Below are 23,841 nucleotides of genomic sequence, written 5' to 3'. Positions count from 1 at the left end.
GCTAACAAAAATAAAAAGTACATAGAGAAAAGTTCTAGCAAGAAAGAGAGAAATTTCTATGCATGGAGGGTTTCACGGTTTCTGTTTTCTGTTTCCCATTTTCTGGCTAGTGATTCTGGGATTGCTTGTGTGGGGCTTACGCTCACTCTTCGGAGGAGCACGTCAGTGGCGGCCACCGTTCCCATATAGCCAGCCCGGCCCTGGCATGCCTCCGTTCCAGCCGCAACCCACGGCCCTGGAAATTCTTAGCCAGCGCTATGCTCGTGGCGAGATCGACACTGCCACATTTGAGCAGATGCGCGAGCGCCTGGTAAGCTCGTATAGATCAGCACATTACGAGTAAATTCGCTCTTCTTCGGACCCGAGAAGCTTCGTCCGAAGCTACCTGACCCCTTGGAGCAGGCGGGGAGCCGAAATGCTCTCCTGCTTGCCCTCTACGGCAGATACCCACCTTCCCGCCATCTCAGTTCGCCATTGTCCCGCGAAATGCCCGCCTATAAGCCTGCGGACTAATCCCAACCAGGTGCTTGAATTGGTCGCGAAAAGTGGTTGAGGAGCCAAAGCCAACCTGACGGGCGATCCATTCTACGGAGTGCCCGGTGGTTTCTAACAAATATTGCGCCTTGCGCAGCCGGGCCCGCTTGAGCCATTGCAACGGTGTTGTACCGGTCTGCTCGCGGAAGCGCCGGCTAAGCGTGCGCGTGCTCATCATCGCTCGCTCTGCAATATCTTCAAGCTGCAATTCGCGCTGTACGTTTGCCTCAAGCCAACGCAGCAGCGGTTCAAGCGTGATCCCATCGGGAGCAGGGGGCTCGTGGACGATGAATTGGGCTTGCCCTCCATCGCGCTCAAGGGGCATCACCGAGATTCTGGCTGCATCAGCGGCCACGGCTGAGCCATAATCCTGCCTGATCATATACAGGCACAAATCAAGGCCGGCGGCAGCTCCAGCCGAGGTCAGAAACTGCCCATTATCGACAAAGAGGACGTTGGGATCTACTTCTATCTTGGGATAGCGCCGCGCTAATTCCCTGGCGCCAATCCAATGAGTGGTTGCCCGCAAACCATCCAGCAGCCCGCTAGCGGCCAGGATAAATGCACCCCCGCAGATCGAGGCGATGCGTGCCCCACGCGCTGCGGCACTGCGTAAAGCAGCCAGCACCTCGCCGGGAGTCGGTACGGTTGGATCAGCCAGGCCAGGCAAAATGATGGTATCCGCCTCAACAAGCTTCTCCAGAGACCACGGAACATGGAGCGTGAACGTGCCAGCATTGACCTCAGTTGTCGGCGCGCAGATGAATACCTGGTAAGCAGCTTGCCCGCCAGGCAAAGGGGTTCGCCCAAAGACTTCCAGCGGAATGGATAAGTCAAAGGCGACGACGCCATCCAGGGCAAGAATCGCAATAGTACGCATAGCCTTATTCTACCATTTGCTTATCTCGTCCAACAATCAGGTGCAGATTGTAAATTCACTCAAGGGTTATCAGGTTTTAAAACTGAAGGGTGGGAAATTTATCTGAAGCATGGGAATCGGCATTCGTCATTCAGGCGAAGTCGCTCCCGATGTGCTCCTTCCTTGCAATATTTTGTAAATAGGCGCAGGACCAGAGAAAAAACACCGTGCATATGGACGAAGTTTTTCGCCTGGTTCTCTGATAGACTCTCTTTATGAACACAAGCCTCTCTTGTACCTCTACTGTGCGCAAGAGATGTTAAATTGGAGGATACCTTGATGAATACTACTCCTATCATGATCATTTCTGGCCCACCTGGATCGGGCAAAAGTAGCGTCGCACGGCGGCTGGCAGAACAGTCGCCCTATGAACGCGCCGTCCACATACATACTGACGACTTTTATCGATCTATCCGCAAAGGGTATGTTGCCACCTGGTTACCCGAAGCGCAAGAGCAAAACATCATCGTCCTCGATGCGTTTGCCGCAAGTGCCGCCAGATATGCCTGGGGAGGCTATGAGGTCATCGTCGATGGGATTATCGGTCCCTGGTACCTCGATCCCTGGTTGAAGGCGGTTCAAGACGGATGTGATATCCGTTTCGTCGTCCTGCGCCCAGCCTTGCAGACGAGCATTACGCGAGCGGTAGAACGAAAATCTGGAGCATTGGTGAACCCTGAGATTGTGGGGAAGATGTGGAAGTACTTTGCTCATTTAGGACCATATGAGTCTCATGTCATAGACACGACCATGCACACTCTTGATGAAAGTGTCGCCACGGTCAGGGCAGCTTTGGCGGCTGGCGACCTGCGACTCTCATAGTCGCCCATGTGGCAAGGAATTGGAAACGTCGCAAGGGGGCAACCAGTAGACCCTATCTCAAGGGCCGCTACAAGGTTCCAGCTATCTGCCCATCAGACAAAACATGTCTATGGCAACTTGCTAGAGATGCGGCCCGCTGCAAACTCCATTCCCTTACTTCTACTTGCCTCAGGCAGAATACAGTGTGAATTTCCCTTACTCACTCCGATATTCCCCTATATACACTTTTAGCGCTTGATCTGTATTGAAAATGTCTATTGTCTCCCCACGAATGAGCTCGCTCAGCCATGTTTAAGCGTCTACACGCGTCAGGGGTAAGGGGGAGAACGGAAAGCAAATCGCCATGGTACTAAAGCCTTGCGCTCCCTCATCAGAGAAGTGTAGCTCTATTTCATGATCATGGGCAAAGCAACAGGTCGTTTCGTTCAGCGGCTTTAATTCCACGTTAAATGGACGCAGCATAAGCGTATCGTCAGCCTGTTCTACTTCTACCATAAACTGGAACATCCCGGCCAGAGTATACGCTCCGACCATCCTCATGATAGCTTCCGGCTCAAGCGAGCTGGTTTTCTGTATTAGCGGAGGCAAGGCAAGGGACTGTCGGACAATGCACCGAAACAATGTTTCGATGTCAGATCCATGTGAATTAGAAAGCAGGATTACTGTTATCTCATCATCAAGAAATCGTGCAATGAAGGTTATGAAGCCGTTCATGTCTCCTTGATGATAGGCAACCCGATGGCCGCGATACTCACCAATTCCCCAGCCAAAACCATACTCTGCTCTGCTCCCATCCAGCAATTGCGCTGGCGTAAACATACGCTCCAGGGCCTCTTTTTTGAGCAGCCGGCCCTCACGTAAAGCCGCATCCCAGCGTACAAGATCATCGAGATTAGAGCCGAGCGCGCCACCGGAATACGGCACAGTCATATCGAGGAAAGGCGCATGCTGATAGCCTTGCTCTAATTTGGAGTATCCGCTCGCCCGCTGCGGAATAATTTTCTCGTTCCACATATAATACGAGTGCTCCATCCCCAGAGGCGCGAAAATCTGCGTCTGGATAAACTCCTCGTAACTCTTCCCGCTCACCACTTCAATAATCATACCGAGTAGATAATATCCTGTATTGTTATATTTGTACCGTGTTCCTGGCGCAAATTCGAGGGGGAAATCTTTTATCATGTCAACGACATCCGCATGCGAGAGCTGCCTCCTGCAGTAGAGCTCAAAAAAATTCTCAACTTCGTTGTAAGGTTTAATGCCCGAGGTATGCGTCAGGAGATGCCAGATAGAAATCTCATGTCCATGAGTTGGATAGCTGGGAAGATATTTTGTGAGAGAATCAGCGAGATGCAATTTGCCCTGTTGCTCTAGTAAGAGAATTGCCGTAGCTGTAAATTGTTTGGTAACCGATGCAAGGCGAAATACAGTATTGGGCTGAATTGCAATATTCCATTCTAGATTCGCCAGCCCATAACCTTTACTATGAACCAGGCGACCGCGCTTCACCACGGCCACCGCCACGCCTGGCTCCTCTACACCTATCACTGCATTGACAATTTCATCAATTTCAATCATCATTCCTTTTCACAGCTTTCCTTTTCATTGCACCTACAATTACCTCATTTACCCTAGAAAATATTCCAGGCACGCTTGCTTCTAGCATACTTTGCTGGAGATAACGTCAAGGCGTGAAGCAAGAGTAATAAACTGAGCTGATATTAAAAAATTTAAATATCCACCTTTAAATATATTGTAGCATATGTTCTTTTACCATGTTTTCTCCGCCAAAGAAAATAATTATGCCAGAGCACAAGATGTTTGCAAGGATGGCAAGTTGCTCCACTCGACGGCGTGAGGTCAAGCTGGCCAGATTCCGTTGATCTCTGGCAATCGCGCCACTGTTAAGTCTCATGGACGAGCACTATAGTAGGGCCAATCGTAAGTGGTTGTCATTGTACAAGCTTCGTTCAAAGGAAAGGATCTTTTGATGCTACATGCGCAAATTGTCTTATTCGATGGATTTGACCTCCTCGATGTCAGCGCGCCCTATGAGGTTTTGTCGGCAGGCGCCAATGTCTCTGGTGGAGCTCTGAGTGTGGAACTTGTCTCGGCGGAGGGGCCACGCGAGGTTGTGAGCGGATCAGGTGGCCTTGTGCTGAAGGCGACGGGCACTCTGGACCCGGATAAAGCTAACCTCATCATTGTGCCAGGAGCCGCAGGACCCATCAACGAACCTACGGATGGAAGCCAGCTTGAGACTATCCCTATCTTGCTGGCCAGGACCCAGGAAACCAGGCTTCCGGCTTTGATGAAGCAAGCCCTTGACAATCCCCAGGTTACCGTTGCTACAGTTTGCGGCGGCTCTCTTGCGCTGGCCATGGCAGGCTTACTCGAAGGGCGTCACGCCGTAACTCATCACTTAGGCATGGCTGCCCTTGAAGCCACCGGGGCCATCCCGATTCAGGCGCGCGTGGTCGATGATGGTGATCTAGTAACCGCTGGGGGAGTTACTTCAGGGCTTGACCTTGGACTGTATTTGCTTGAACGCGAGCTTGGTCCGCGCATCGCCCTCGCCGTAGAGGATCTCTTTGAGTTTGAGCGACGCGGAACCATCTGGTATAACAAGGGACTTGAAGCCGCTATACGCTAAATCCGCCACCAATCGCCAGCCTTAACATGTTTGAGCACTCTATGAGAGGATAAAGCATATGTCTCTAACAGGCATCTGGAATATTAACATAGCTACCCCTATCGGCACCCAGTCTGTTGAGCTGGAGCTCGCTGAGAGCAATGGAGTTGTTGCAGGAATCGCCAGGGGCAACGCGGAAACGACGCCCTTGCTCGAACCGCGGCTTGAGAACAATCGACTCACCTGGAAGCAGTCAATCACAAGGCCGCTGCGCTTGAACCTCACGTTCGATGTGATCATTGACGGTGACACGCTCAGCGGTACGTCACGGGCGGGCAAGCTACCGCCCTCCAAAGTTAGCGGTCAACGCGCAATTGGAGAGTGAGAGAGGAAAGCAGGTTATGACTTCAATTCAACAGGCTGAACGTCTCTCCAATCGCCTACGCATTGTGCGCCTGGCCGCGCTTATCGATCTTGTTCTCCTCCTGGCGCTTGTCTCTGCAGCGCTTAGCGGACAAAAGGAGATAGTCCATGTGCTCGGGCCACTCCATGGCATTAATTTTCTTCTCTTACTCGTCATTGCAGGCGTAGGGGCGATAGATGGCCTGTGGAAGTGGTGGTTTCCCGTCGCGGTCTTGCTGACGGCGGGACCGCCAGGCGCCTTTGTCGGCGAATTGATTATTACCCGCCGTTTGCGCCAGCAAAATACTCTACCAGGCTCAGACGCGCCAACGGCTCTCTCCAAGACCAGGGAAACTGACGTGCACGGCGCGCGCCTGGCTTCACACGGAGAACGAGCCCTGGATCGGAGAGGGGAATAGAGATGATGCTGCTATTTGTCTCCTGGTTGATACGCTACGGGCATGTCATAGGCGCAGCCACATGGGTAGGTGGGTACGCGTTCCTTGCCTTCTTCATAGTACCGCTCGTTGGCAAAGAGCCGAGCGAGACCCTCATCCGGCTGGCCATTGCGATCATACGCACGCTTACCTATACAGGAACGCTAACGATGGGCCTCGGCCTCGTCCTGATTACCAGAACGCGCGGCTTTGCCCATCTCTTTGGCAGCGCCTGGGGAGGCCTGATCATCACAGGCTTTGTCATCGCCATTGCGCTGCTTGGCCTTGGCGATGGCGCTCTACGCCCGACCATCATACGCAGCAAGGAAAAGGGGGATAGCAAGGCCCGCCGCTGGGCCATCGCGGGATTTATCTTGACGGTCCTGGCTGTCGGTGTGATGACAGGCGCTACCTTCGTCAGCTAAGGGACTCAAGAAATATTACCTATCCCGGATGGCTGGAGCGAGATACTCGATGTCCACAAACCATTTTCCCAAAGAGGGTAATCGCTGAAGTTGAGTTTCCGCTTTTCCTCTCAGTGTTTTTGCGACGCAGCTTCATTTGCTGTATTGGGTCTGGCGCAGCTTGTTAAGGATCAGATAGCCGCAAGCGATGAGTGCGCTTACCACAAAACAACTGCTCCACAAAGCGGTTGGGCCTAACTGTCCAAGGATCAGGCCGCCCAGTGCAGGAGCGAGGAGCGAAGACAGCGCGCGAATGCTGCTGTAGATTCCCTGATACGAGCCGCGCAGGAGAGGCGGAGAGAGTTCCGCGATCAGCGCCAGGGCAATCGGGTAGGAAACAATTTCTCCAACGGTCCAGAACAGCACTCCCAGGAGATAGCCAGCAAACGTATGTAGCCAGATATAGAGGCCCATGCCCGTGCCCAGCATCAACGCGGCTATGGCCAGCGAAAGGTTCCGATTGATGCGCCGAAAAAATGTGGTCAGCGGCAGGCTAACGAAAACGATCTGAACCGCGTTTACAGCCATTACCGTACCGAAAGCCAGCGTACTCATTCCATGTGCGTTCATGTCAAGCGGCAGCGTAGTCGTCGATTGTACATAGATACAGTCGAACAGAAGCGCCAGAAACGCATAGGACCAAAGCCAGGGATCGGTAAAAGCCTGACGCAAAGGGAGCTTTGTGGGTGCTTGCCTCTCCAGCTGCTTTTTGACATGCCAACGGTTACTCTGACCCGTTTCAGGTACCCCGAACCAGATCAACAGGCTAAAGCTGAAGGTTGTCAACGCATCTGCCAGAAAGAGAGCAAGATAGGAGATAGGGGCAATCAGCCCGGCTATGATCGGTCCAATCGCGTTGCCAATGTTGTTAGCCCAATAGCGCAGGGCATAAGCTCGCGTCCGCTCTTCTGGTGGCACCAGGTCCGCGATGGCCGCCGAGGTCACAGGGCGAAAGAGCTCGTTGAAGAACTGGTAGAGTATGGCAAGCAGAATAATCAGGGGCAGCGTCTCGGCGAAGCCGAGGCCCAGCATCAGGACAGCTGTTGCAACAAGACTGAAGAGTAGCGTTACGCGTCGTCCAATTCTATCAGCCAGTATCCCCCCACAAATCCCTGCGCCCAGCGAGCCTATGCCCATAAGTGAGATGATGAGCGTCGCTGCATTGATAGACAAATGGTGATAAGAGACCAGATACAACGCAAAGAAAGGCATGATAAAATTGCCAGCTTTGTTGATAAAGGAGCCAGTGACCAGGAACCAGAAAGGGCGCGAGAAGCGCTGGTTCTGCAAAAAAGTGGCAAGCCGCTTTGGGGACGTGTCCAAAATGGAATCCTTTCAGAGATGCGCAGAGCAGCAATCGCACTGGAGGCGAGCCCCGTTGTGATCCCACGTCTGCTCAAGTTGCTCATTGTTTGGCAAAAAACAATCTATGTGTTAAGATTTTGCCAGCAACAGAGTAGACCGACCAGCAGCAGAAGAGACAGAAAGCATGCAGAAATTGCCATGTATACAATTGCGATCATTGCGTACGACGCGGTGAATCTTTTTCAATTAGGAGTCGCTACAGAAATTTTTGGGGTTGAACGTGCTGAATTGAAGGTACCCTGGTATCGGCTTATGATTTGTGCCACAAAACCAGGGCCGGTTCGGACTTCTACCAGCCTGCTCCTGAACACTCCTTACCATCTGGAGCATCTTGCGGAGGCAGACACGATCATTGTGCCCAGTTCTCCTCGTTTTCGTACCACGGCCGCCCCAGACGATTTGCTTGAGGCTTTGCGTGCGGCTTATCAGCGTGGCACGCGTGTCATTTCATTTTGCACAGGGGCCTTCCTCCTGGCTGCTGCAGGCTTGCTAGATGGGCGCCGGGCCACGACCCACTGGGCCTGGGCTGCGGAACTGGCTACACGCTATCCGAAAGTCCTGGTTAATCCCCGCGTGCTCTATGTCGATGATAGCCAGGTGTTGACGGCTGCAGGAACGGCAGCGGCTATCGACCTGTCTCTCTATATCGTGCGCCAGGATTACGGAGCTGAAATTGCTGCGGCTGTCGCGCGGCGGATGGTTGTGCCCCTTCATCGTGAGGGCGGGCAGGCACAATATATCGAAACGCCCTTTCCCGACCTTGATGAGAACGATCCCTTTGGCGCGACCCTGGGGTGGATCGCGGCCAACCTCGACAGAGAGTTTACCATGGAGCAACTGGCAGCCAAGGCCGCCATGAGCCGGCGAACCTTCGCGCGCCGTTTCAGCGCGACCGTGGGGATGACTCCTTATCAATGGATACTTCAGCAGCGCATTGTGCTGGCTCAGCGTCTTCTGGAAACTACTAACAAGCCCGTTGAGCAGATTGCTACGTGCTGTGGTTTTCATTCAGCGGCGACGCTGCGCTTGCACTTCCAGCGTTTTCTGCATATTTCACCACAGACATATCGTCATACTTTTCAGCAAAAACAAGAGGAAGAGGCGTACAAAGTGCATTCCTAGTGATAAGTGGCATGAGAAGCGGATCTACATACTCATAAGGTGTATGGAGGTGAGGCTGGAGGGAGATAAATCCACAAGCCTCCTCTTCTGACAAAAAATCAAGCTATTGCACGCTCTAGTGCGCAGCGCGATAGAGTTGGCGCGTTAGATCTGCGTTATAGTGCAGGGTCTCGGGCTCAGGAAGCCCGGCCTGAAAATTAGACATAATAAGAGGCACAGCCAGCTCATAGAGCGAGCCATGTGAACGGTAGGAGGCTTCTAATTCCTCCCCCTCCGTCTCTAACTCGCCAAACACGGTATCCTTATCGCCAATTACTACCACATCCCCGATGCGGTCAGGTAGGAGATGAAAGCGTTCGGCAGCCTGCTCGCGCGTCAGTACAAGCTCAACACCCTGCACGCGTTCAAGCGTGTGCCTGACAGCCTCCAAGTCGTTTGGAGCCTGCAGCCAGACATAGGCAGTTCCGCCAAAGGTTCGATGATGAAGGACATAGCGATCTTTCTCGGCCGAAAGCGCATAGCGCACTTGTGTGCCTTGCTGTAGACAAACTCGCTGCAGATCCCAACAGCGCCGCTTCGGATTCATACCGTGATCCGCTGTGAGCAAAAATGCGGCATCAGGAGCAGCCGCAGCGGCCTGGCCAATCAAGCGATCAAGGGTTTGCATGTGCTCCTGCGAGGCCTTTTCCTCGGGCGCCCATTTATGCATGGGAAAATCAGTGGTATGAACGTACACTAAGCCAATTTCCGGGCGCTCCTTAAGCAGATCTACAGCCACTTGCCACAGCCAGTAGTTGATCTCACGACTGTAGATCGAAGGCGCCGACCCATAGCGCGCGACAAACTCTTCAGCAGGAGCTTCGGCGGCCAGCTTCAGAGCAGCACCAGACCCTAGCAGGCTCAGCGTCTTCTTTTTGCTAGTCAGCAACGCGCTCTGGATACCAAGCGCCGCCGCTCGCTGAAAAAGGGTAGGCGCGAGCAAAAGCCGTGCATCTTCCATATAGTCCTCCCGACCTTGCAGAGGATCAAAGTAAGAGTTGCCGGTGATGCCATGCTCAGCGGGGTAAGCGCCGCAGCAAATCGAAACATTATTGACGTTAGTAATGCTCGGCATTAAGCCGCTCACCTGTCGAAAGAGGCCCCGGGCGGCTAGCTGCCGTAGCGCAGGCAATTCTTGGGCCGTGAAATACTCCATTCCCATTCCATCAATCATGCCAATTACTACGCGTTGCTGTCTTCCTTGCTGCATACCTTACTTTCCTTCCTTTCCAAATCTCACTGAGGGACTATATCTCCCCAGGATCTAACGATACAAGCTTTCTCAATTGTGTAGAGTGGCGCGCCTTCACATTAAGCATGCAAGCGCTAAGATAAGTTTGACGATTTCCCAGCGTTGCTGCACGCTATGCAGCATACAGGAGCATGAAGCATAACACCACTACAAAGATTCAATGATAGGCATAAGCAAAACTTATAGTCGAAGCTGCCATAGCGCATCACTATCACAAGGGCTTCTGACCCATTTCCGTAGCTGGCCCTTCGCTAAAGAGTATTCTCCTACACCAATGCTTTACGCCTCGCTTGCTCCTTATAAGCTTTTCCTTATTGGCATAGAAGATCTTTCTGGCCTTTTTTTGAAGCGCAAGAAGCTAATAGTATTCAGCCTGTCGTTGCTCTATAGTGTACTGAGCACGCTTGTTTGTAGCGGTGGCCTATGCTAAAAGCTTTCATTGCCACAAAATCACGCTTCTCGCGTTAAAGCCTCGGCTCATGAGGCAGAATCCCGGGATCAAGAGGGCCGATTATATCGTACGAAAGCTCGCCGCAGGTAACCTATCATGCAAGCCTGCGTAATCAGCACACGACGAAAGGAATTGGGTAGTTCATGATGTTAGCACAACAGTCCAAACCATGGTTGCTAGTAGCCTTGCTTGGCGCAGTTTTCCTTGGCAATATAGATGTCGCAGTCGTCAATATTGCGCTTCCGGCCATTCACGCATCTCTGCATGCTTCAGATGCGGAGTTAGAGCTTATAGTCTCAGGCTATACCCTTGCCTATGGCGTATCGTTGATCACTTGCGCCCGCCTTGGCTATCTGCGTGGATACCTGCGAATGTTTATCCTTGGGCTTGGAGTTTTCACCCTGACCTCTCTCGCCTGTGGACTTGCCCCAAACGCACTAGTCCTGGTGATGATGCGCATTATCCAGGGAATTGGGACAGCCATGATGGTACCCCAGGTACTCACCGGCATCCAGATCAATTTCGAAGGGGCTGCAAGGGTACGAGCTATCGGCCTATTCACAATCGTTCTCTCAGGCAGTGCCATCCTTGGTCAGATTCTGGGAGGAGTGCTTGTTTCGGCAAATCTCTTTGGCGCCACATGGCGACCCATCTTTTTGATAAACGTCCCCATCGGGGTCATCCTGATGATTCTTGCAGCTACCTTCTTGCCAGTTGACCAGCGGCAGCAGGGACAGCGCCTCGATCTGGGCGGTGTGGCCACCCTCTCGGCTGCGCTTCTGCTCCTGGTAGTGCCTCTTATCTTTGGCCAGGACGCAGGCTGGTCGGTATGGATCTGGATTTGTTTCTTGGCTAGTCTTCCTGCCTTTGCGATCTTTGTAGGATGGGAACGCAAGCTTGCCAGGCGCGGAGGTTCGCCAGTCCTCAACTTGCGCTTATTGACTCGTCTACCTATCGTATATGGGCTCGCCTGCCTGGCTCTGAGCAACGTCACCTATTTTGCGATGTTGTTTGTGCTAGCACTTTATCTCCAGCAAGGCTTAGGCGAGACGCCTACCTACGCCGGGCTGATATTGGTACCCTGGGTCGCCGCCTTTGGCATCGCCGGTCCGCTCGTCGGACGTTTGCCCGCTACTGGTAGGCGCCTGGCTCCCCTTCTTGGGACGCTCCTGCTGGCGGCAAGTTATGCTAGTCTTGGGGTTACGCTGCTGGCGGGAGTAACTACAGGTCCGTTGTTTATGTCCTTGCTTGGGATTGGAGGGTTCAGCCTCGGCCTTCAATTCACGGCCCTGGTTACTCTCCTGACGAGTTCAGTAAAGAGTCGTGATGCTGCGGATATGAGTGGATTGCTCAATACTATCCCCCGCATCGCTGGTGTGCTCGGCGTCGCGGTGTTTGGTTCCCTGTACCTCAGCCTTGTGCCTGGCAAGGGTCAAGGTATTGCCATCCATGCCTTCACAATCGTTCTCTTCGCCTTCGCCGCTACAGCTTTTCTAGCTGCGGTAGCTGCCTATCTATCCTTACACTATGCTAAGAGCGCAGCTTCCGACGATGCAGTAGTGCTCAGGCAGGAAAGGCTATCAGAGGTAGAAGGCTAAATAGACCACGTGGTTGTGATCAGCAAACGGGCTAACGCATCTGGCTGAGAAGTCAGGGCCATGACGTTTCTTACCGCAGGCGGCCCATGCAGCCTACCTGGAACTGCATGGGCAGGATCAGACATTCAGGATGCCAGCAGGAGAGCAGCTACAATGTTCTGTTGAACTTCGATATTCTTGGGCAGGAAGTAGCTGCTATGGGGATTGACAGTATTACCGTAGTTGGAGACCATATAATCCTTGTCCACCTGGAAGCCTGGCTTGAGCCAGGAGCCAATCGGATCGCCCTGCGCCTGAATATTGATCCAGGTGTCAGTATTGGCGGGCTTGCGGCCAGAGCGCTCATCGAGCAATTGATGGACCATCCACAGCGGGGAGCCCAGGGTAATGAGATGCTTGAGATGGAATTGTGGTAACTCAAGTTCCAGGTCGATCAGGCTTTCGTAGGCCACGACAGTGCCCCAACTATGCGCGATAATCGTATTGATTGTGCCTCCATCAGCAATCTGACGCAACTGCGCCTTGAGCTTCTCCTTGACAGCAGTGCGTATCCTGCGACTGACCAGATACTCCACAAATTCCCCCACAGTATCCTGGGGCAAAAGGACCATCTTTGTCACATCAAGAGAAGGCATGGCAGACTTGCTCGGGCTTCCTCCTTTGCCCATCTGGCCCATGATCCCTCCCACATTACCAAGCGCCCCGCCAGCGTTGGCAGCTGTGCCACCGGCCAGCGTCGCCACATTGGTGGCAAGTCCGCCGGCCCGACTGGCGGCCTGGTCCCATTCTCCGGTAAAGGTGGAAGCTTGAGCTGATTGTCGCGCCTGAATCGTGGTGGTGAGCGATTTGAGCAGCGTATTGGCTTCGGCAAGCTCGGTGGGACTTAAGGGAAGGCTCGGTTGCACAATCTCTGGGGTGTCTAGCGTTGCCGAAAAGAGGGTAGGCGCTGAAAAGACAGTACTCCAGAGAGCCTCGATAAAGGCACCGTCAGGAAAGTTGAGATAGGGATTGAAGGCATCACGCCAGGCGATGGAATAGCCCGGTGCATGTCCCCCGATACCATGCACCCAGACCAATTTATCATTTTTTTGTGATGTTGCCACTACTGTCGCCTCCATTCAAGATAGATGAAACCTTTTCTTTCCACTATACCCGTGCAACAAAATAGGCTGAGAGGTGTGCTTTCGGAGTCGTGCCAGACGTCAGACTAATAAGTAAAACTTATGGAGGGAGAGCACAGAAGGTCATATGAATCTGCACCATCTGTGGATTTTTTATCACGTAGCCCATACTCAGCATATAACGCGCGCCGCCGAGGAACTCTATATGAGCCAGCCGGCCGTGTCTCAACATATGCGCACGCTAGAAAAAGAGCTCAAGCAAGCCTTGTTGGTTCGTATGGGCAATAAGATATACCTGACAGAAGCGGGAAAGCAACTGGCGGAGTATGCTGGCCGTATCTTTGCCCTGGTGGAGGATGCGGAGCAGGCAATGCAGGAATTTCATGGATTGCAGCGCGGCACCTTGCGCATAGGCGCCAGCACAACGCCGGGCACCTATCTGCTGCCAAGATTTCTCGCTGCCTTTCAGCTAAGATATCCTCAGATTGCCTTAAATGTTACTATGAAGAATACTGAGCTCATCGCGGAACTGGTTAGCCAGTATCAATTAGATCTCGGCTTTGTGGCCGGCGAGGTGGTACGAGCCGAGATTGAGCAGAAAAAGTGGCAAGATGATCAATTAGTATTTGTGGGACCTCTCACGAAACCTTTGCCATCTCCATGCTCAATTGAGCAGCTTCAGCAATTGCCACTGCCCTTGCTACTTCGCGAGAAAGGTTCGGGCACGCGAGCCATCATCGAGCAGTATTTTCAGCATTGCGGCACCACACTACCCGATGTATATATTGAGCTGAACAGCGCCGAAATGCTGAAACAGGCAGTTATCGCCGGTCTGGGCTACGCCTTTATTCCCCAGGCAGCCCTTGGAAGCGAGCTCCAGGCCAGGCAATTAGAGCTCATTCCGCTTGCCGAGGGCATGCCAAGACGAACGCTCTATAGTATCTTCCCCCGAGAAAAGCAGCTATCCAGAGCTGCCCAGGCCTTCCTTGATCTGCTGGAAGAGCAGCCCGGCAAAGGAAACGCCTAAGCTTGTTTTGCAGGTATAGATGATGCTGTAAGCCGGCGCCGCAGCCAGAAGAGCCCGATGAGGGCTGCTACATTCAACACTATTTTTCCAATCAGGTCGATAGGCTGAGCATTGCCAAACATAATAAAACCTTCCAGCATGCACGCCAGCAACGCTCCCGAGATCAGGGCGAGACGGTGAGTATCTTGCCAGGCGGAACTAGCTGACCAGTACCATATCAAGAGAAAAGAGATTCCCGCCATGAGCAAGCCACTCAGCAGCGGAACAGCTACGGGCAAGCCTGGCATAAGGCCGGCGTTGATAAAAAGCAGAACGTACCAGAGCAGGCTCATCACAAAGGCAAGCAAACCGAGCAGCCAGGGCCGAGGAACGCTTCGCTTGCCTGTAGGCCTGGCAAATGGGACTTGTTTCAGAGAAAGGGCCAGAACTACCAGGCCTATGACAACCCCCAGCGCGACGATTAAAGCCAGCAGCGGCGGTTGATAGACCTGGCCGTGATAGAAGCGCACAACCACTACCTGGTTCCAGAAGTACCAGGCATAGATGGTGCCGAACACGAAGATAAGTCCTATAACGCTCAGGCCTCGCAGTCCAAACCAGGCTTCACGACGCCTGGCCGGAAAGGTCAGCTCGGCAAGCTGAATCGGAATCAGGATACTCCAAACGGCCTCATAGCCTAGAGCCCAGAGCAGGTAAACCCAATTGACGCCAGCAATTCGAGCATAGATATGGCCAGGGCCAATGGTTGGCGTAAGCGAGGTCTGCAAGAAGATACATTCCTCGGCAAGCGCATATGCAATGCCAAGCAGTATGATAGAAAGCCTGCTCAGATGACGATAGCACACAACCCAGCGAATCAGCAGAGCAGCGCAGCCATAAGTAGCAATCTCGGCAAGCAGACCGAGAGGCATTGTGACACGGGTTGTACCAGGGAGCATATCGACGATGAGTGGTGCTAACAACAGGAGCAGAAGAACAGGAGCTACTTGCTCTAGCCATGGTCTCTTTTCTACCAGGGCAGGAGTGGTGGAAGGTTCAGAATCGGTCATAATTCTTCCTTGAAAACTTTCAAAAGGGACTTTTCTCTATTTAGAGCGATTAAAGCGGATGAGCTCTCAGCTCTCTTGTGCATCCTCAAACATCCTGTGCAATTGATGGCGGCTGAGTCGAGGTGCAGACATACGACCGCCAAGCCGAGCCAACAAGGAGCTCAGCGTTTTGACCTCTTCAGGCTGCCAGTCAGCAACGAGCGCCGCAAACATGGCAATCCCTATATGCGTAAGCCGCTGGATTTCTTCCTGACCGCGCTCCGTCATGCTGACCAGGCGTGCCCGCCGATCGTTTGGATCGCCAGTAACAGCTACATAGCCAGCCTCCTCCAGACTTTGAACACAGCGTGTGACAGAAGAGGGCAGCAGGCTCAACTCATGGGCGATTTTCTGGGGATGAACAGAGCCATTGACTGCCAGAAACTCTAAAACGCGCACAGTTGTTGGATCAAGTCCTAATTCGCGTAGGCCGCGCCCCTGATTGCGCTGAATTAAGTGGACAACCTGCATAAGAGTGCCCACAAGTTCTTGAATATCATCTTTATTTGTTTGCATGAAACAATTATATTTCAGACAAACTGGCTTTGCAAGAATTAAAGAGAGAGAAATTTAGTAATAGCCAGCCTCTCCTCCTTTCTCAAGCGCGAAGCCAGGAGGGAAAAGGGGATTTTGGGGGATAAAAAGCGCGTTAGGCACCTGGCTAATCCTGTAGCCTCATACCTGATCTGGCGACAGACTAAACGTGGCCACCTGCCGCGCCAACATTCAAGGCTATATCAATTGCCGCTTGAAGCGCGCCATAAAGGGTCGCGTCTCCCTGAAGCTGAGAGATCTCTAAGCGTGCCGCCTTCCCTACATGGGGTAGAAGAAGTTCCTCGATGGGTTGCATAAATAGTTCTCTGGCATAGGGAAGCTCAAAGAGGTCACCCCCTAATACGACAACGCCAGGATCGAGCGTGGCAACCATATTGATAATCGCTGCGGCCAGATATTCATTTAGCGGACCAAGGAGTGCCCGCGCTTGCTCAGCACTTGCAAATGCCGAGCGGCAAAAATCCTCAAGTGATCCATCAGGAAGCGAAGCAGTATCAGCGATCTCCGCAAGGCGATCAAGGCTCGCCAGAGCTTCAAGGCTACCGCGCGTACCGAAGCGCTGATAGAGATTGGCCCGGTCCACAACTATGTTCCCAACCTCGCCAGCCGCCTCGGTATTGCCGCGAAACAGGGTTCCGTTCAAGATTAATCCGGCTCCGATACCGCGCCCGACAAAGAGATAGACCACGTTGCGCTGTCCCTGGGCACAGCCATACTGCGATTCGCCAACCGCAGCAAGGTTTACATCATTATCCATGGCTATAGGTACCTGGAAGAGCTGTTCGAGCTCCTGGCGCAAGGGCCGGTTATTGAGGCCGTGAAAGATTTTGGCGGCGTCGATATAGTCAGGCGTCGCTTGCAAATGCACTACTCCAGGCACAGCAACCCCCATGGCCAGCAGCTTTGGCCGCATCTTTCCCAGGCCATTAAGCGTGTCGTTGATGAAAAGGCTGACCTGAGGCAAGACGTTTTCGCGTGCCTCCAACTCCAGGACACGCGTTGCTCGTGTGACGATCTTACCGGTGAGTTGGGCCATGGCCAGGCGAGCTTCACGCGTTCCCAGCTCAAGGGCGAGCACACAGCCGGCATCCTCGCGAAAGCTATAGAGATCACCCAGTCGCCCACCCGTTGGCTGCGATTTGCCAACGCTAGTAATCAGTCCCGCTTGCTCCAACGCATCCACAATCCGCGAGGCGGTTGGTCGCGAGAGGCGCAAACGACGCGCGATCTCCGCCCGTGAGAGCGGCCCAACTTCACAAATAATCTGCAAAGCCAGGCGTTTATTTGATATGTTATGCTGATCTGAGGCTAAGGATAGCATAGTATTCACTATAAATATTTCTTCTTTTACTCAAGCCAATGCTTATAGAGAAGCTAGAAACAATTAAGATATTCTATCTTCCAAAAGGAGTATAGCCATTACCTGAGCTTGTGTCAATAAAGAGCTAGTCGGGCCAGCCCGGCTATTATACCCACTTTTCACGATCCACAACGCTTAGAGCCGCATGAAATTTTCATACTCGCGTCAGCAAAAGCTGGTTGACTGCTTTAGTAAAAGATGCTATAACTTTGTTACGCATTGTAACAAAGTAAGGTTACACGCGATAATTTAAGCCAGGCTATACGCAATCACAGTCAGACTAGCGTTACTCCGGCCCTTAGCGCCCACCTGTTTGCTGAGTGCTGGTAAAAGATGTGCATAGCATCTGCTATGTGGCAGTCTCAGAGCCCACACCTGGGAGGAGGAATCATGGCGATTAAACCTCAGTCTAACAAGATTGGACAGCTACGCAAGGATGCGATAAGTGTTCTCGGCGCGGTAGTGCTTGCAATGGCCTTTATGGGGCCAGCTACCAGCGTATTTTTTAATACTCAGCCTGCGGCGAGCGGAGCGGGCTATGCCCTGCCCTTTGCTCTATTGCTTGCCATCGTGGTTGCAGCGCTGGTGGCTTCAGCAATTGGAGCATTTGCCCAGAAGATACCAACTGCCGGTTTTGCCTACACGTTCAATACACACGGCTTTGGCAAACGGGGAGGCTTTCTTTCGGGCTGGATTCTCGTCTTTGCCTATGCGATGGTCGGACCAATGCTGCTGGCGGCCATTGGTGAGCTCACCGCCCAATTTTTCCAGACGCAATGGAATCTAGCCATTCCCTGGTGGGCCATCACGATCATCTTCGCGGTGATTGTCTGGGGCATCGGTGTCCTGGGGGTAAGTCGTTCGGCCACCACGGCCCTCATTTTCCTGGCTCTTGAAGTTGGCGTCATGCTTGCCCTCTTCGGTACGATCCTTGGCAAAGGTGGAGCGCAAGGCATCTCGCTAGCCCCCTTTAATCCCGCCAATGCCAGCGGCGGCATCTCGGGTCTGGGCATCGGTATGCTCTGGGGCATTATGTTCTTCGTGGGTTTTGAATCGGCTGGCACGTTGGGCGAAGAAACCCAGAACGCGCGCCGCAGCATTCCTATCGCTCTCTTTACGGCCGTGGGAATCATTGGAACCTTCTATGTTCTCTCCAGCTGGGCGGCTACGCTTGGTTTTGGCCAGAGCCATATGAACGCATTTGTCGCCGATGGCACACCCTGGATGACCCTTACGCAGAAGTTCTGGGGTTCTGGCCTGATCTGGCTGGTCTCGCTTACAGTTTTGAGCAGTATCTTTGCCAATCTTGTCTCCGGCATTAACGCAACAGTCCGCGTGCTCTTTGCCATGGGCCGCGAAGGCATTCTACCGCGCAGCCTCAGTCAGACAACAGTGCACGGCAATCCTGTCGTCGCCCATAGCGCTTATATGTTACTGGCCCTCGTCCTGGCCCTGCTGGGCGGCTTGCTCTGGACGCCCCTGGGAGCCTATGGCTTCTTTGGCTCTATTCTTGGTCTCGGCATTGTCATCACCTATATTCTGATTAACCTTGCCTTGATCTCCTTCTATTGGCGCAAATATCGTGAAGAATTCTCAATCGTGCGCCACGGCATTTTACCGGTACTTGCCAGCCTGATCATGCTTTTGCCAATCTACGGCCAGCTCTGGCCCATTCCTGCTTACCCTAACAACCTGGTACCTTATCTGATGCTGCTCTGGATCGCCTGTGGCGTGATCTATCTCGTCTTTATCGCGCGGCGCCGTCCCGAATTGCTTGATGCGATGGGACGAGCCATGAGTGAAGAGGCAGCTCCCGTCGAAGAGCACACAAAGGTTACTGCTAGCTAGCTGTTCCCTTGATGATAAATCGGAGGTTTTCTATGTATCTACAGCGGCTGATCGAGCGCAATCCTCAGCTTCTTGAAACTGCCCTCAAACTTCATCAGAGCGGTCGCATCCCAACCAACGCCTGGGTCATCGATCTTGATACGATTGTTGATAACGCTCGCGTGCTGGCCGCCGAAGCGCATCGCCTCGGCCTGACCACCTATCTTATGAGCAAGCAATACAATCGCAATCCTTATGTAAGCGCGCTGGCGCTGGCCAACGGACTCGACAAGATTGTGGCAGTTGACGCGATGTGCTCGTTGATGGCGCGACGCTTTAATCTTCCGGTGGGCCATATGGGACACTTGAACCAGCTTCCACGCCATATGATTCCTGCCTTGCTAGCCCTGCGCCCCGATGTGATTACTATCTACAATGTCGAGCACGCGCGCTGGATCGATGAGGCAGCCGCCAAGCTGGGCATTGTACAGGATCTCATGCTGCGCGTCTATGCTCCTGGGGATCTCTTCTTCGATGGCCAGGAAGGTGGCTTTGCCGAGCAAGAGATACCCGCAATTGTGCAGGCGCTGGCCCAATTCTCGCATGTGCGCCTGGTCGGGGTGACAGCCTTCCCTTGCGTTGTATATAATCATAAACCCGGGGAAAAGATGGAAGTCTCGCCCAATATGCATACAGTACAGCGGGCTGCCGCGACCTTGCGCCAGCTTGGCATTGAGGTGAAACAGATCAATGCGCCCGGCAATACCTCAAGTATTACGATGCCGCTCCTGGCCCAACATGGTGCCACACATGTAGAGCCGGGACACGGTTTGCTGGGCACAACTCCTAACCACGCCTTCAACGGCTCGCTTCCCGAGCGCCCTGCTTACGCTTACGTGACGGAGATCTCGCACCATTTCGGCGGCCGGGCCTATGCCTATGGCGGTGGCATTTTCCATGATGGCTATCTTGGCACGATTAATGCACTTGTCGGTTCTAGCTGGGAAGAGGCGCGCCACAATCAAGTAGAATATCTGCACGAGATTGAGCAGATCATCGATTATCATATGGTGCTGCAGCCTGGCGAGCGCTGCAAAGTGGGAGATACGGCGCTATTCTGTTACCGCACGCAGATGCAGATGACGCGCTCCTATATCGCCCTCATCTCGGGCCTCTCGGGCAAGCGCGAGCTGAAGGTCCACTATCTCTTCGACCACGCCAATAACGCCCTTGACGAACAGTTTAACCCTATAGCGCCTGAGCGAGTGCTTGCGGATATCAAATCCTTGAGCGCCAGCTATGTATAGTCGAGCAGCATCAAACTAACAGCGTTATGCAGTAATTTGAACAGAGAAGATGGCGGGCCAGTTCGCTGACCTGCCATCCCTGCTAATTGGCCTAACAATGTCTGCTCGACAGGCAAAACTTTGAAAATTAGTCTCACAGGTTCAAGCCCGCCAGGTACTGGTAGACCAGCCAGGATTTCTAGAATCAATATCCTTCACCTCCGCACTTAGCTCCAGTTGATAGCGTCTCTTTTCGACTGGTATCCTGAACATATAAAACGTGGCAAACCATTCTTCGCTTTCCTTATCCTGAAAGTTCCAGGCCGTCCAGGCGGTATGGACTAATAGCTCGCCATCGAGTCGCTTCCAGCCGGCCCGTTCCAATTGATCTGTGTAGTGCTTTAGCAGATCGGCAAGCTGCGCTTCTTCTTGCAGTTCTAGAGTCGCCCTGGTACTTACCTGGTCACTGCCAAAGCTGCCGCCGCTGCCAGATTGAGAGGCGCCAGCGGGCGGCACAAGCGAAGGTAGGAGTCTAAACATTTCATCATGCATTGGATTGCGCCTGCGCCGCTGAGACGGTGCTCTCTCGCCCAAATTTAAACTTACATGCGAGACGCCTTTGACTTCACGCCCAACATGCACATCAAGGACCAGCCCGGAATTATGCGAAAAGCCCTCATTGATAAAGCTGGAAGGCGTACTATGTGAAAATCCGCCTCTTTTGGGCAACTCATCTTCTCGCGTTTGCCAGCTCTCGGCAACAAGCTCGCGCCGATAAAAAGCCAGCGCCTCTTGAGCCGCGAGAGGCACATCCAGCAAAATCTCCAGAGCTCGGGGACCATAAATAACGGTGCCAAGCAGCTCGCTTCCTGCAGGAATTGGCACGGGGATTTGTAGTTCCGGTAAGCTCCCTATCAGAATTTGCGGTTCTTTTAGTTCTGATTTACGCGGTTTGTCGGCAAGGCGTAAAGCTAATTTATACAGCTTATCTTCGCTCATTCTTCGCTCCAAGTAATTAAAATCAACAATAATACCCCATTATTATAGCATAAACTCTTCTAAATCTATAGCCATAAAATCTCCTTACTTATTTTTACGTGCATCTTGCTTAAATAAATTCCGCCAATGCCAGGCCGGGCCGCAAGCATAGCCCCAATGGTGAACTATAATACAAGGGTAGCCTTGCTCATTGCTGCGCTTACCAACTAGCTCAATATCCCAACAAAGCGTTATGACATATACTTCACACAGGACGAAACAAAGATAGAGTTTCGCCGATTTCACTCATGTAGCCGAGCAAGGATATGCATTGAAATCCTTGTCGCAATTTTACGAAAAGAAAACGAGAGGACTAATTTGTGACGTACGACGCAAGCGCTCTAGAGCAGATCAGGAGTGAACTTCAATTCATCCTGCCCCAGCTAGAAATAAGCGGACAGCTTTACCTCTTGGGCTCAGGCTTTAGCAGCCTTGTCCTCGAAACTTCGCAGGGTGTGGTTTTACGCCTTGCCAGAAATCAGGATGCAGCAGAGGGGCAGGCCAAAGAAGCTAAGCTTTTACCTTTTCTTCAGGGCAAGCTTCCCGTGGCCGTGCCTTTTCCTCAGTGGTATGTAGCTCCTGGCCAGCACTTCCCCTTTGGAGTTATTGGCTATCCGAAGCTCAAAGGCGCAGTGCTCCAGCCACAACTACTCAGCGAAAAAACTCAATCCTCACTCGCCACATCTTGCGCGAAGTTTCTTTGCTCTTTGCACGCTATTTCTCCCGCAGAGATACAAATACCGGAGCTTCCCGGCCCTCGTGCTTTCTGGCAGCGGCAGGAGCGCCTATGCGCTGCGGTACTTCCGGAGCTTCACGCCATGCTTCCAGGCACAGAATATTCGCAAGTAGAGCGCTGGTGGGATAAGTTTCTTAACGATAGCGCTCTGCGTCAGAGCCCATCCTGTCTCTGCCATGGAGATCTGTGGTACGAAAATATCCTTGTCGATAAAGATTATTCTGCTATTGCGGGTATTCTAGATTTTGAAGATGCCATCATTGCCGATCCCGCGCTCGATTTTGCCGCATTACTCCATCTTGGGAAACCCTTCACGCTGGCAGTCATCGAGGCCTATCAAGCTCAAAGTCACAGGCCCTCCCCAAATTTGCTTTACCGGATAGAGCGGTACTGGGAAGCGCGCGAATTTGGCGGGCTCCATTTCGCCATTAAGCATGCTGACCAGGAAGAGTTCGTTGAGGCCCTTTACAAAATACGGCAAGGTCCTATTCTCAATCCTGCCCAACGCTTCTACTAATGCCCCTGAATCACTTTTTGTTCTCGTGTTATCAACTTATCTCATCAGACCCTAATTTAGCGCTATCCTTGCAACCTCTTGACCTGGAGTCTCCTCCAGGTTATATTGTAGACATGGAAACAACCTTGACAATCCAACAGGTCTCCACAGAAACGGGCCTGAGCATAGATACGTTGCGCTACTACGAGCGTATCGGGCTCATAGAGCGCGTGAACCGTGCTGATAACGGGCACCGGCGTTATACGCAGAACGATATTGAATGGATCAGGCTACTGATCAGATTGCGCAAGACAGGCATGTCCATCGCACGCATGATCCACTTCTCCGAGTTGCGCCGGCAAGGTCCCTCAACCGTCACCCAGCGCCGCATGCTGCTAGAGGAACACCAGCACTGCCTGGAAGAGCAGATGAAGGAGCTAGAACAGCATATGGCCGCGCTGCACAAAAAAATCGCTCATTACCAGGAACGCGAAGTGCGGCAGGAGCAGGAACACAAAGCCCAGGAGACGGTTTCGTCCCTCTCTACGCGCTGCTAAAAAGTTGAACCAAGCGCCGGTAGCCTCTTATCAGGAAATTGTTCTTTCCCGATAAGAAGGCTTTTGATGCGGTTTTATAATTTGAACACAAACACAATAAATTTATCCAAGTGTACTATAATATATTATCTACAGCCCTTATAAGCTTTCCAATAATCCCTGGCCCGTTCAATGTCATTTTGCTGACTATTCTTGTTACCTCCCAACAAAACAACTATATTATTTCCATCCTCCGCAAAATACACTCTATAACCGGGGCCATAAAAAATTCGTTGCTCGATTACCCCTTCCCCCACTTGCTTACAGTCCCCATAGATCCCCTTCTCCAGTTTATGTAAGCGCATCCAAATGCGTTTACTACTTTTTGGGTTTTTTATAGATTTTAGCCATATAGTAAATGGCTCTCTCCCGCACCTATCTCGGTAAATGATAACCTTTCTAGGGCCTATTATGTTTGTCAAGGTACACTCTCCTGATCAGGATAACACATGGCCATATCGAATATACAAATTTATCAAATTTATCTCATGATAAGTCTATATAACTTATTTTGTTGAAATACACGATTCAAACTTTGTATTTTTTCATATCTTCAATGATTCAATTACTCAATATTAGCGTTCTAACAGCAAATACAGAAAGCTAGCTTGCCAGGCATAATCGGCCTATCTTGTAAGTCGCAAAGATAAAACATGCCGTCAGGCAAGTATTTT

23 protein-coding genes are annotated in these 23,841 nt (G+C 52.3%); 13 read left to right on the top strand and 10 right to left on the bottom strand.

Annotated features, from left to right (window positions below; all coding sequences use genetic code 11):
- Positions 1–58 precede the first annotated feature (58 nt).
- On the top strand, positions 59–343 hold the full coding sequence (locus EPA93_RS07605) for an SHOCT domain-containing protein (RefSeq protein ID WP_129886477.1): 285 nt from the start codon (positions 59–61) through the stop codon (positions 341–343).
- Between the two features lie 120 nt (positions 344–463).
- Here the strand turns inward: EPA93_RS07605 and EPA93_RS07600 are convergent, their stop codons facing one another.
- Positions 464–1,414, bottom strand: coding sequence for a GlxA family transcriptional regulator (locus tag EPA93_RS07600; protein WP_129886476.1), 951 nt, complete (start codon positions 1,412–1,414; stop codon positions 464–466).
- Between the two features lie 318 nt (positions 1,415–1,732).
- Between EPA93_RS07600 and EPA93_RS07595 the strand changes: the two genes are divergently transcribed.
- Entirely contained in the window at positions 1,733–2,275 is a 543-nt protein-coding gene (locus EPA93_RS07595) for an AAA family ATPase (protein ID WP_129886475.1), read from the top strand.
- A gap of 291 nt (positions 2,276–2,566) precedes the next feature.
- Here the strand turns inward: EPA93_RS07595 and EPA93_RS07590 are convergent, their stop codons facing one another.
- Positions 2,567–3,856 (bottom strand): serine hydrolase domain-containing protein, encoded by a 1,290-nt coding sequence (locus EPA93_RS07590; RefSeq protein ID WP_129886474.1) that lies wholly within the window; start codon positions 3,854–3,856, stop codon positions 2,567–2,569.
- 409 nt (positions 3,857–4,265) lie between these two features.
- On the opposite strand from EPA93_RS07590, the gene EPA93_RS07585 reads away from it, so the two are divergent.
- The 4 genes from EPA93_RS07585 to EPA93_RS07570 are packed head-to-tail and all read left to right on the top strand — an operon-like array spanning position 4,266 to position 6,171.
- Positions 4,266–4,928 (top strand): DJ-1/PfpI family protein, encoded by a 663-nt coding sequence (locus EPA93_RS07585; RefSeq protein ID WP_129886473.1) that lies wholly within the window; start codon positions 4,266–4,268, stop codon positions 4,926–4,928.
- A gap of 58 nt (positions 4,929–4,986) precedes the next feature.
- Positions 4,987–5,292 carry a hypothetical protein gene (locus EPA93_RS07580; protein ID WP_129886472.1) on the top strand — a complete coding sequence of 102 codons (306 nt, stop codon included), beginning with the start codon at positions 4,987–4,989 and terminating at the stop codon, positions 5,290–5,292.
- A 16-nt stretch (positions 5,293–5,308) separates the two neighbouring features.
- Entirely contained in the window at positions 5,309–5,728 is a 420-nt protein-coding gene (locus EPA93_RS07575) for a DUF3817 domain-containing protein (protein ID WP_129886471.1), read from the top strand.
- Positions 5,729–5,730: 2 nt separating this feature from the next.
- A complete protein-coding gene (locus EPA93_RS07570) occupies positions 5,731–6,171 on the top strand; it encodes a hypothetical protein (protein WP_129886470.1) in 441 nt (146 codons plus the stop codon).
- Between the two features lie 132 nt (positions 6,172–6,303).
- On the opposite strand, the gene EPA93_RS07565 is transcribed toward EPA93_RS07570, so the two are convergent.
- Complete coding sequence (locus EPA93_RS07565; RefSeq protein ID WP_165422947.1) at positions 6,304–7,533, bottom strand: MDR family MFS transporter; 1,230 nt, start codon at positions 7,531–7,533, stop codon at positions 6,304–6,306.
- 180 nt (positions 7,534–7,713) lie between these two features.
- On the opposite strand from EPA93_RS07565, the gene EPA93_RS07560 reads away from it, so the two are divergent.
- A complete protein-coding gene (locus EPA93_RS07560) occupies positions 7,714–8,697 on the top strand; it encodes a helix-turn-helix domain-containing protein (protein WP_129886468.1) in 984 nt (327 codons plus the stop codon).
- A gap of 115 nt (positions 8,698–8,812) precedes the next feature.
- Here EPA93_RS07560 and EPA93_RS07555 read toward each other — a convergent pair whose 3' ends face one another.
- Positions 8,813–9,946, bottom strand: coding sequence for an alkaline phosphatase family protein (locus tag EPA93_RS07555; protein ID WP_129886467.1), 1,134 nt, complete (start codon positions 9,944–9,946; stop codon positions 8,813–8,815).
- Positions 9,947–10,582: 636 nt separating this feature from the next.
- Between EPA93_RS07555 and EPA93_RS07550 the strand changes: the two genes are divergently transcribed.
- Positions 10,583–12,037 carry an MFS transporter gene (locus EPA93_RS07550; protein WP_207229475.1) on the top strand — a complete coding sequence of 485 codons (1,455 nt, stop codon included), beginning with the start codon at positions 10,583–10,585 and terminating at the stop codon, positions 12,035–12,037.
- Positions 12,038–12,162: 125 nt separating this feature from the next.
- Here EPA93_RS07550 and EPA93_RS07545 read toward each other — a convergent pair whose 3' ends face one another.
- Positions 12,163–13,140, bottom strand: coding sequence for a hypothetical protein (locus EPA93_RS07545; RefSeq protein ID WP_129886466.1), 978 nt, complete (start codon positions 13,138–13,140; stop codon positions 12,163–12,165).
- A 145-nt stretch (positions 13,141–13,285) separates the two neighbouring features.
- Here EPA93_RS07545 and EPA93_RS07540 point away from each other — a divergent pair, with 145 nt between their 5' ends.
- The gene (locus EPA93_RS07540) at positions 13,286–14,185 is read left to right on the top strand and encodes a LysR family transcriptional regulator (RefSeq protein WP_129886465.1); all 900 of its coding nucleotides are present in this window, start codon (positions 13,286–13,288) and stop codon (positions 14,183–14,185) included.
- On the opposite strand, the gene EPA93_RS07535 is transcribed toward EPA93_RS07540, so the two are convergent.
- The 3 genes from EPA93_RS07535 to EPA93_RS07525 form a co-directional block, all read right to left on the bottom strand.
- Positions 14,182–15,234, bottom strand: a complete 1,053-nt coding sequence (locus EPA93_RS07535; protein WP_129886464.1) for a hypothetical protein — start codon at positions 15,232–15,234, stop codon at positions 14,182–14,184. The two genes, EPA93_RS07540 and EPA93_RS07535, sit on opposite strands and share 4 nt — an antisense overlap.
- Positions 15,235–15,300: 66 nt before the next feature.
- Positions 15,301–15,789 carry a MarR family winged helix-turn-helix transcriptional regulator gene (locus tag EPA93_RS07530; protein ID WP_129886463.1) on the bottom strand — a complete coding sequence of 163 codons (489 nt, stop codon included), beginning with the start codon at positions 15,787–15,789 and terminating at the stop codon, positions 15,301–15,303.
- 181 nt (positions 15,790–15,970) lie between these two features.
- The gene (locus EPA93_RS07525) at positions 15,971–17,149 is read right to left on the bottom strand and encodes an ROK family transcriptional regulator (protein WP_242527489.1); all 1,179 of its coding nucleotides are present in this window, start codon (positions 17,147–17,149) and stop codon (positions 15,971–15,973) included.
- Positions 17,150–17,578: 429 nt separating this feature from the next.
- On the opposite strand from EPA93_RS07525, the gene EPA93_RS07520 reads away from it, so the two are divergent.
- Positions 17,579–19,036 (top strand): APC family permease, encoded by a 1,458-nt coding sequence (locus tag EPA93_RS07520; protein ID WP_129886461.1) that lies wholly within the window; start codon positions 17,579–17,581, stop codon positions 19,034–19,036.
- Positions 19,037–19,068: 32 nt separating this feature from the next.
- Positions 19,069–20,322, top strand: a complete 1,254-nt coding sequence (locus EPA93_RS07515; RefSeq protein ID WP_165422946.1) for an alanine racemase — start codon at positions 19,069–19,071, stop codon at positions 20,320–20,322.
- 141 nt (positions 20,323–20,463) lie between these two features.
- Here EPA93_RS07515 and EPA93_RS07510 read toward each other — a convergent pair whose 3' ends face one another.
- Positions 20,464–21,300, bottom strand: coding sequence for a hypothetical protein (locus EPA93_RS07510; protein ID WP_129886459.1), 837 nt, complete (start codon positions 21,298–21,300; stop codon positions 20,464–20,466).
- Positions 21,301–21,659: 359 nt separating this feature from the next.
- Between EPA93_RS07510 and EPA93_RS07505 the strand changes: the two genes are divergently transcribed.
- Complete coding sequence (locus tag EPA93_RS07505; protein WP_129886458.1) at positions 21,660–22,592, top strand: phosphotransferase family protein; 933 nt, start codon at positions 21,660–21,662, stop codon at positions 22,590–22,592.
- 125 nt (positions 22,593–22,717) lie between these two features.
- Positions 22,718–23,128: a MerR family transcriptional regulator gene (locus EPA93_RS07500; RefSeq protein WP_242527344.1), complete on the top strand. Its 411-nt coding sequence runs from the start codon at positions 22,718–22,720 to the stop codon at positions 23,126–23,128.
- Between the two features lie 125 nt (positions 23,129–23,253).
- Here the strand turns inward: EPA93_RS07500 and EPA93_RS50855 are convergent, their stop codons facing one another.
- On the bottom strand, positions 23,254–23,589 hold the full coding sequence (locus EPA93_RS50855) for a type II toxin-antitoxin system RelE/ParE family toxin (RefSeq protein WP_129886456.1): 336 nt from the start codon (positions 23,587–23,589) through the stop codon (positions 23,254–23,256).
- Positions 23,590–23,841 lie beyond the last annotated feature (252 nt).

The sequence above is a fragment of the Ktedonosporobacter rubrisoli genome (assembly GCF_004208415.1).
Taxonomy (GTDB): Bacteria; Chloroflexota; Ktedonobacteria; order Ktedonobacterales; family Ktedonobacteraceae; genus Ktedonosporobacter; species Ktedonosporobacter rubrisoli.
The sequence above is the reverse complement of the archived record's forward strand: the minus strand, read 5'-3'. Positions and strand labels throughout refer to the sequence as shown.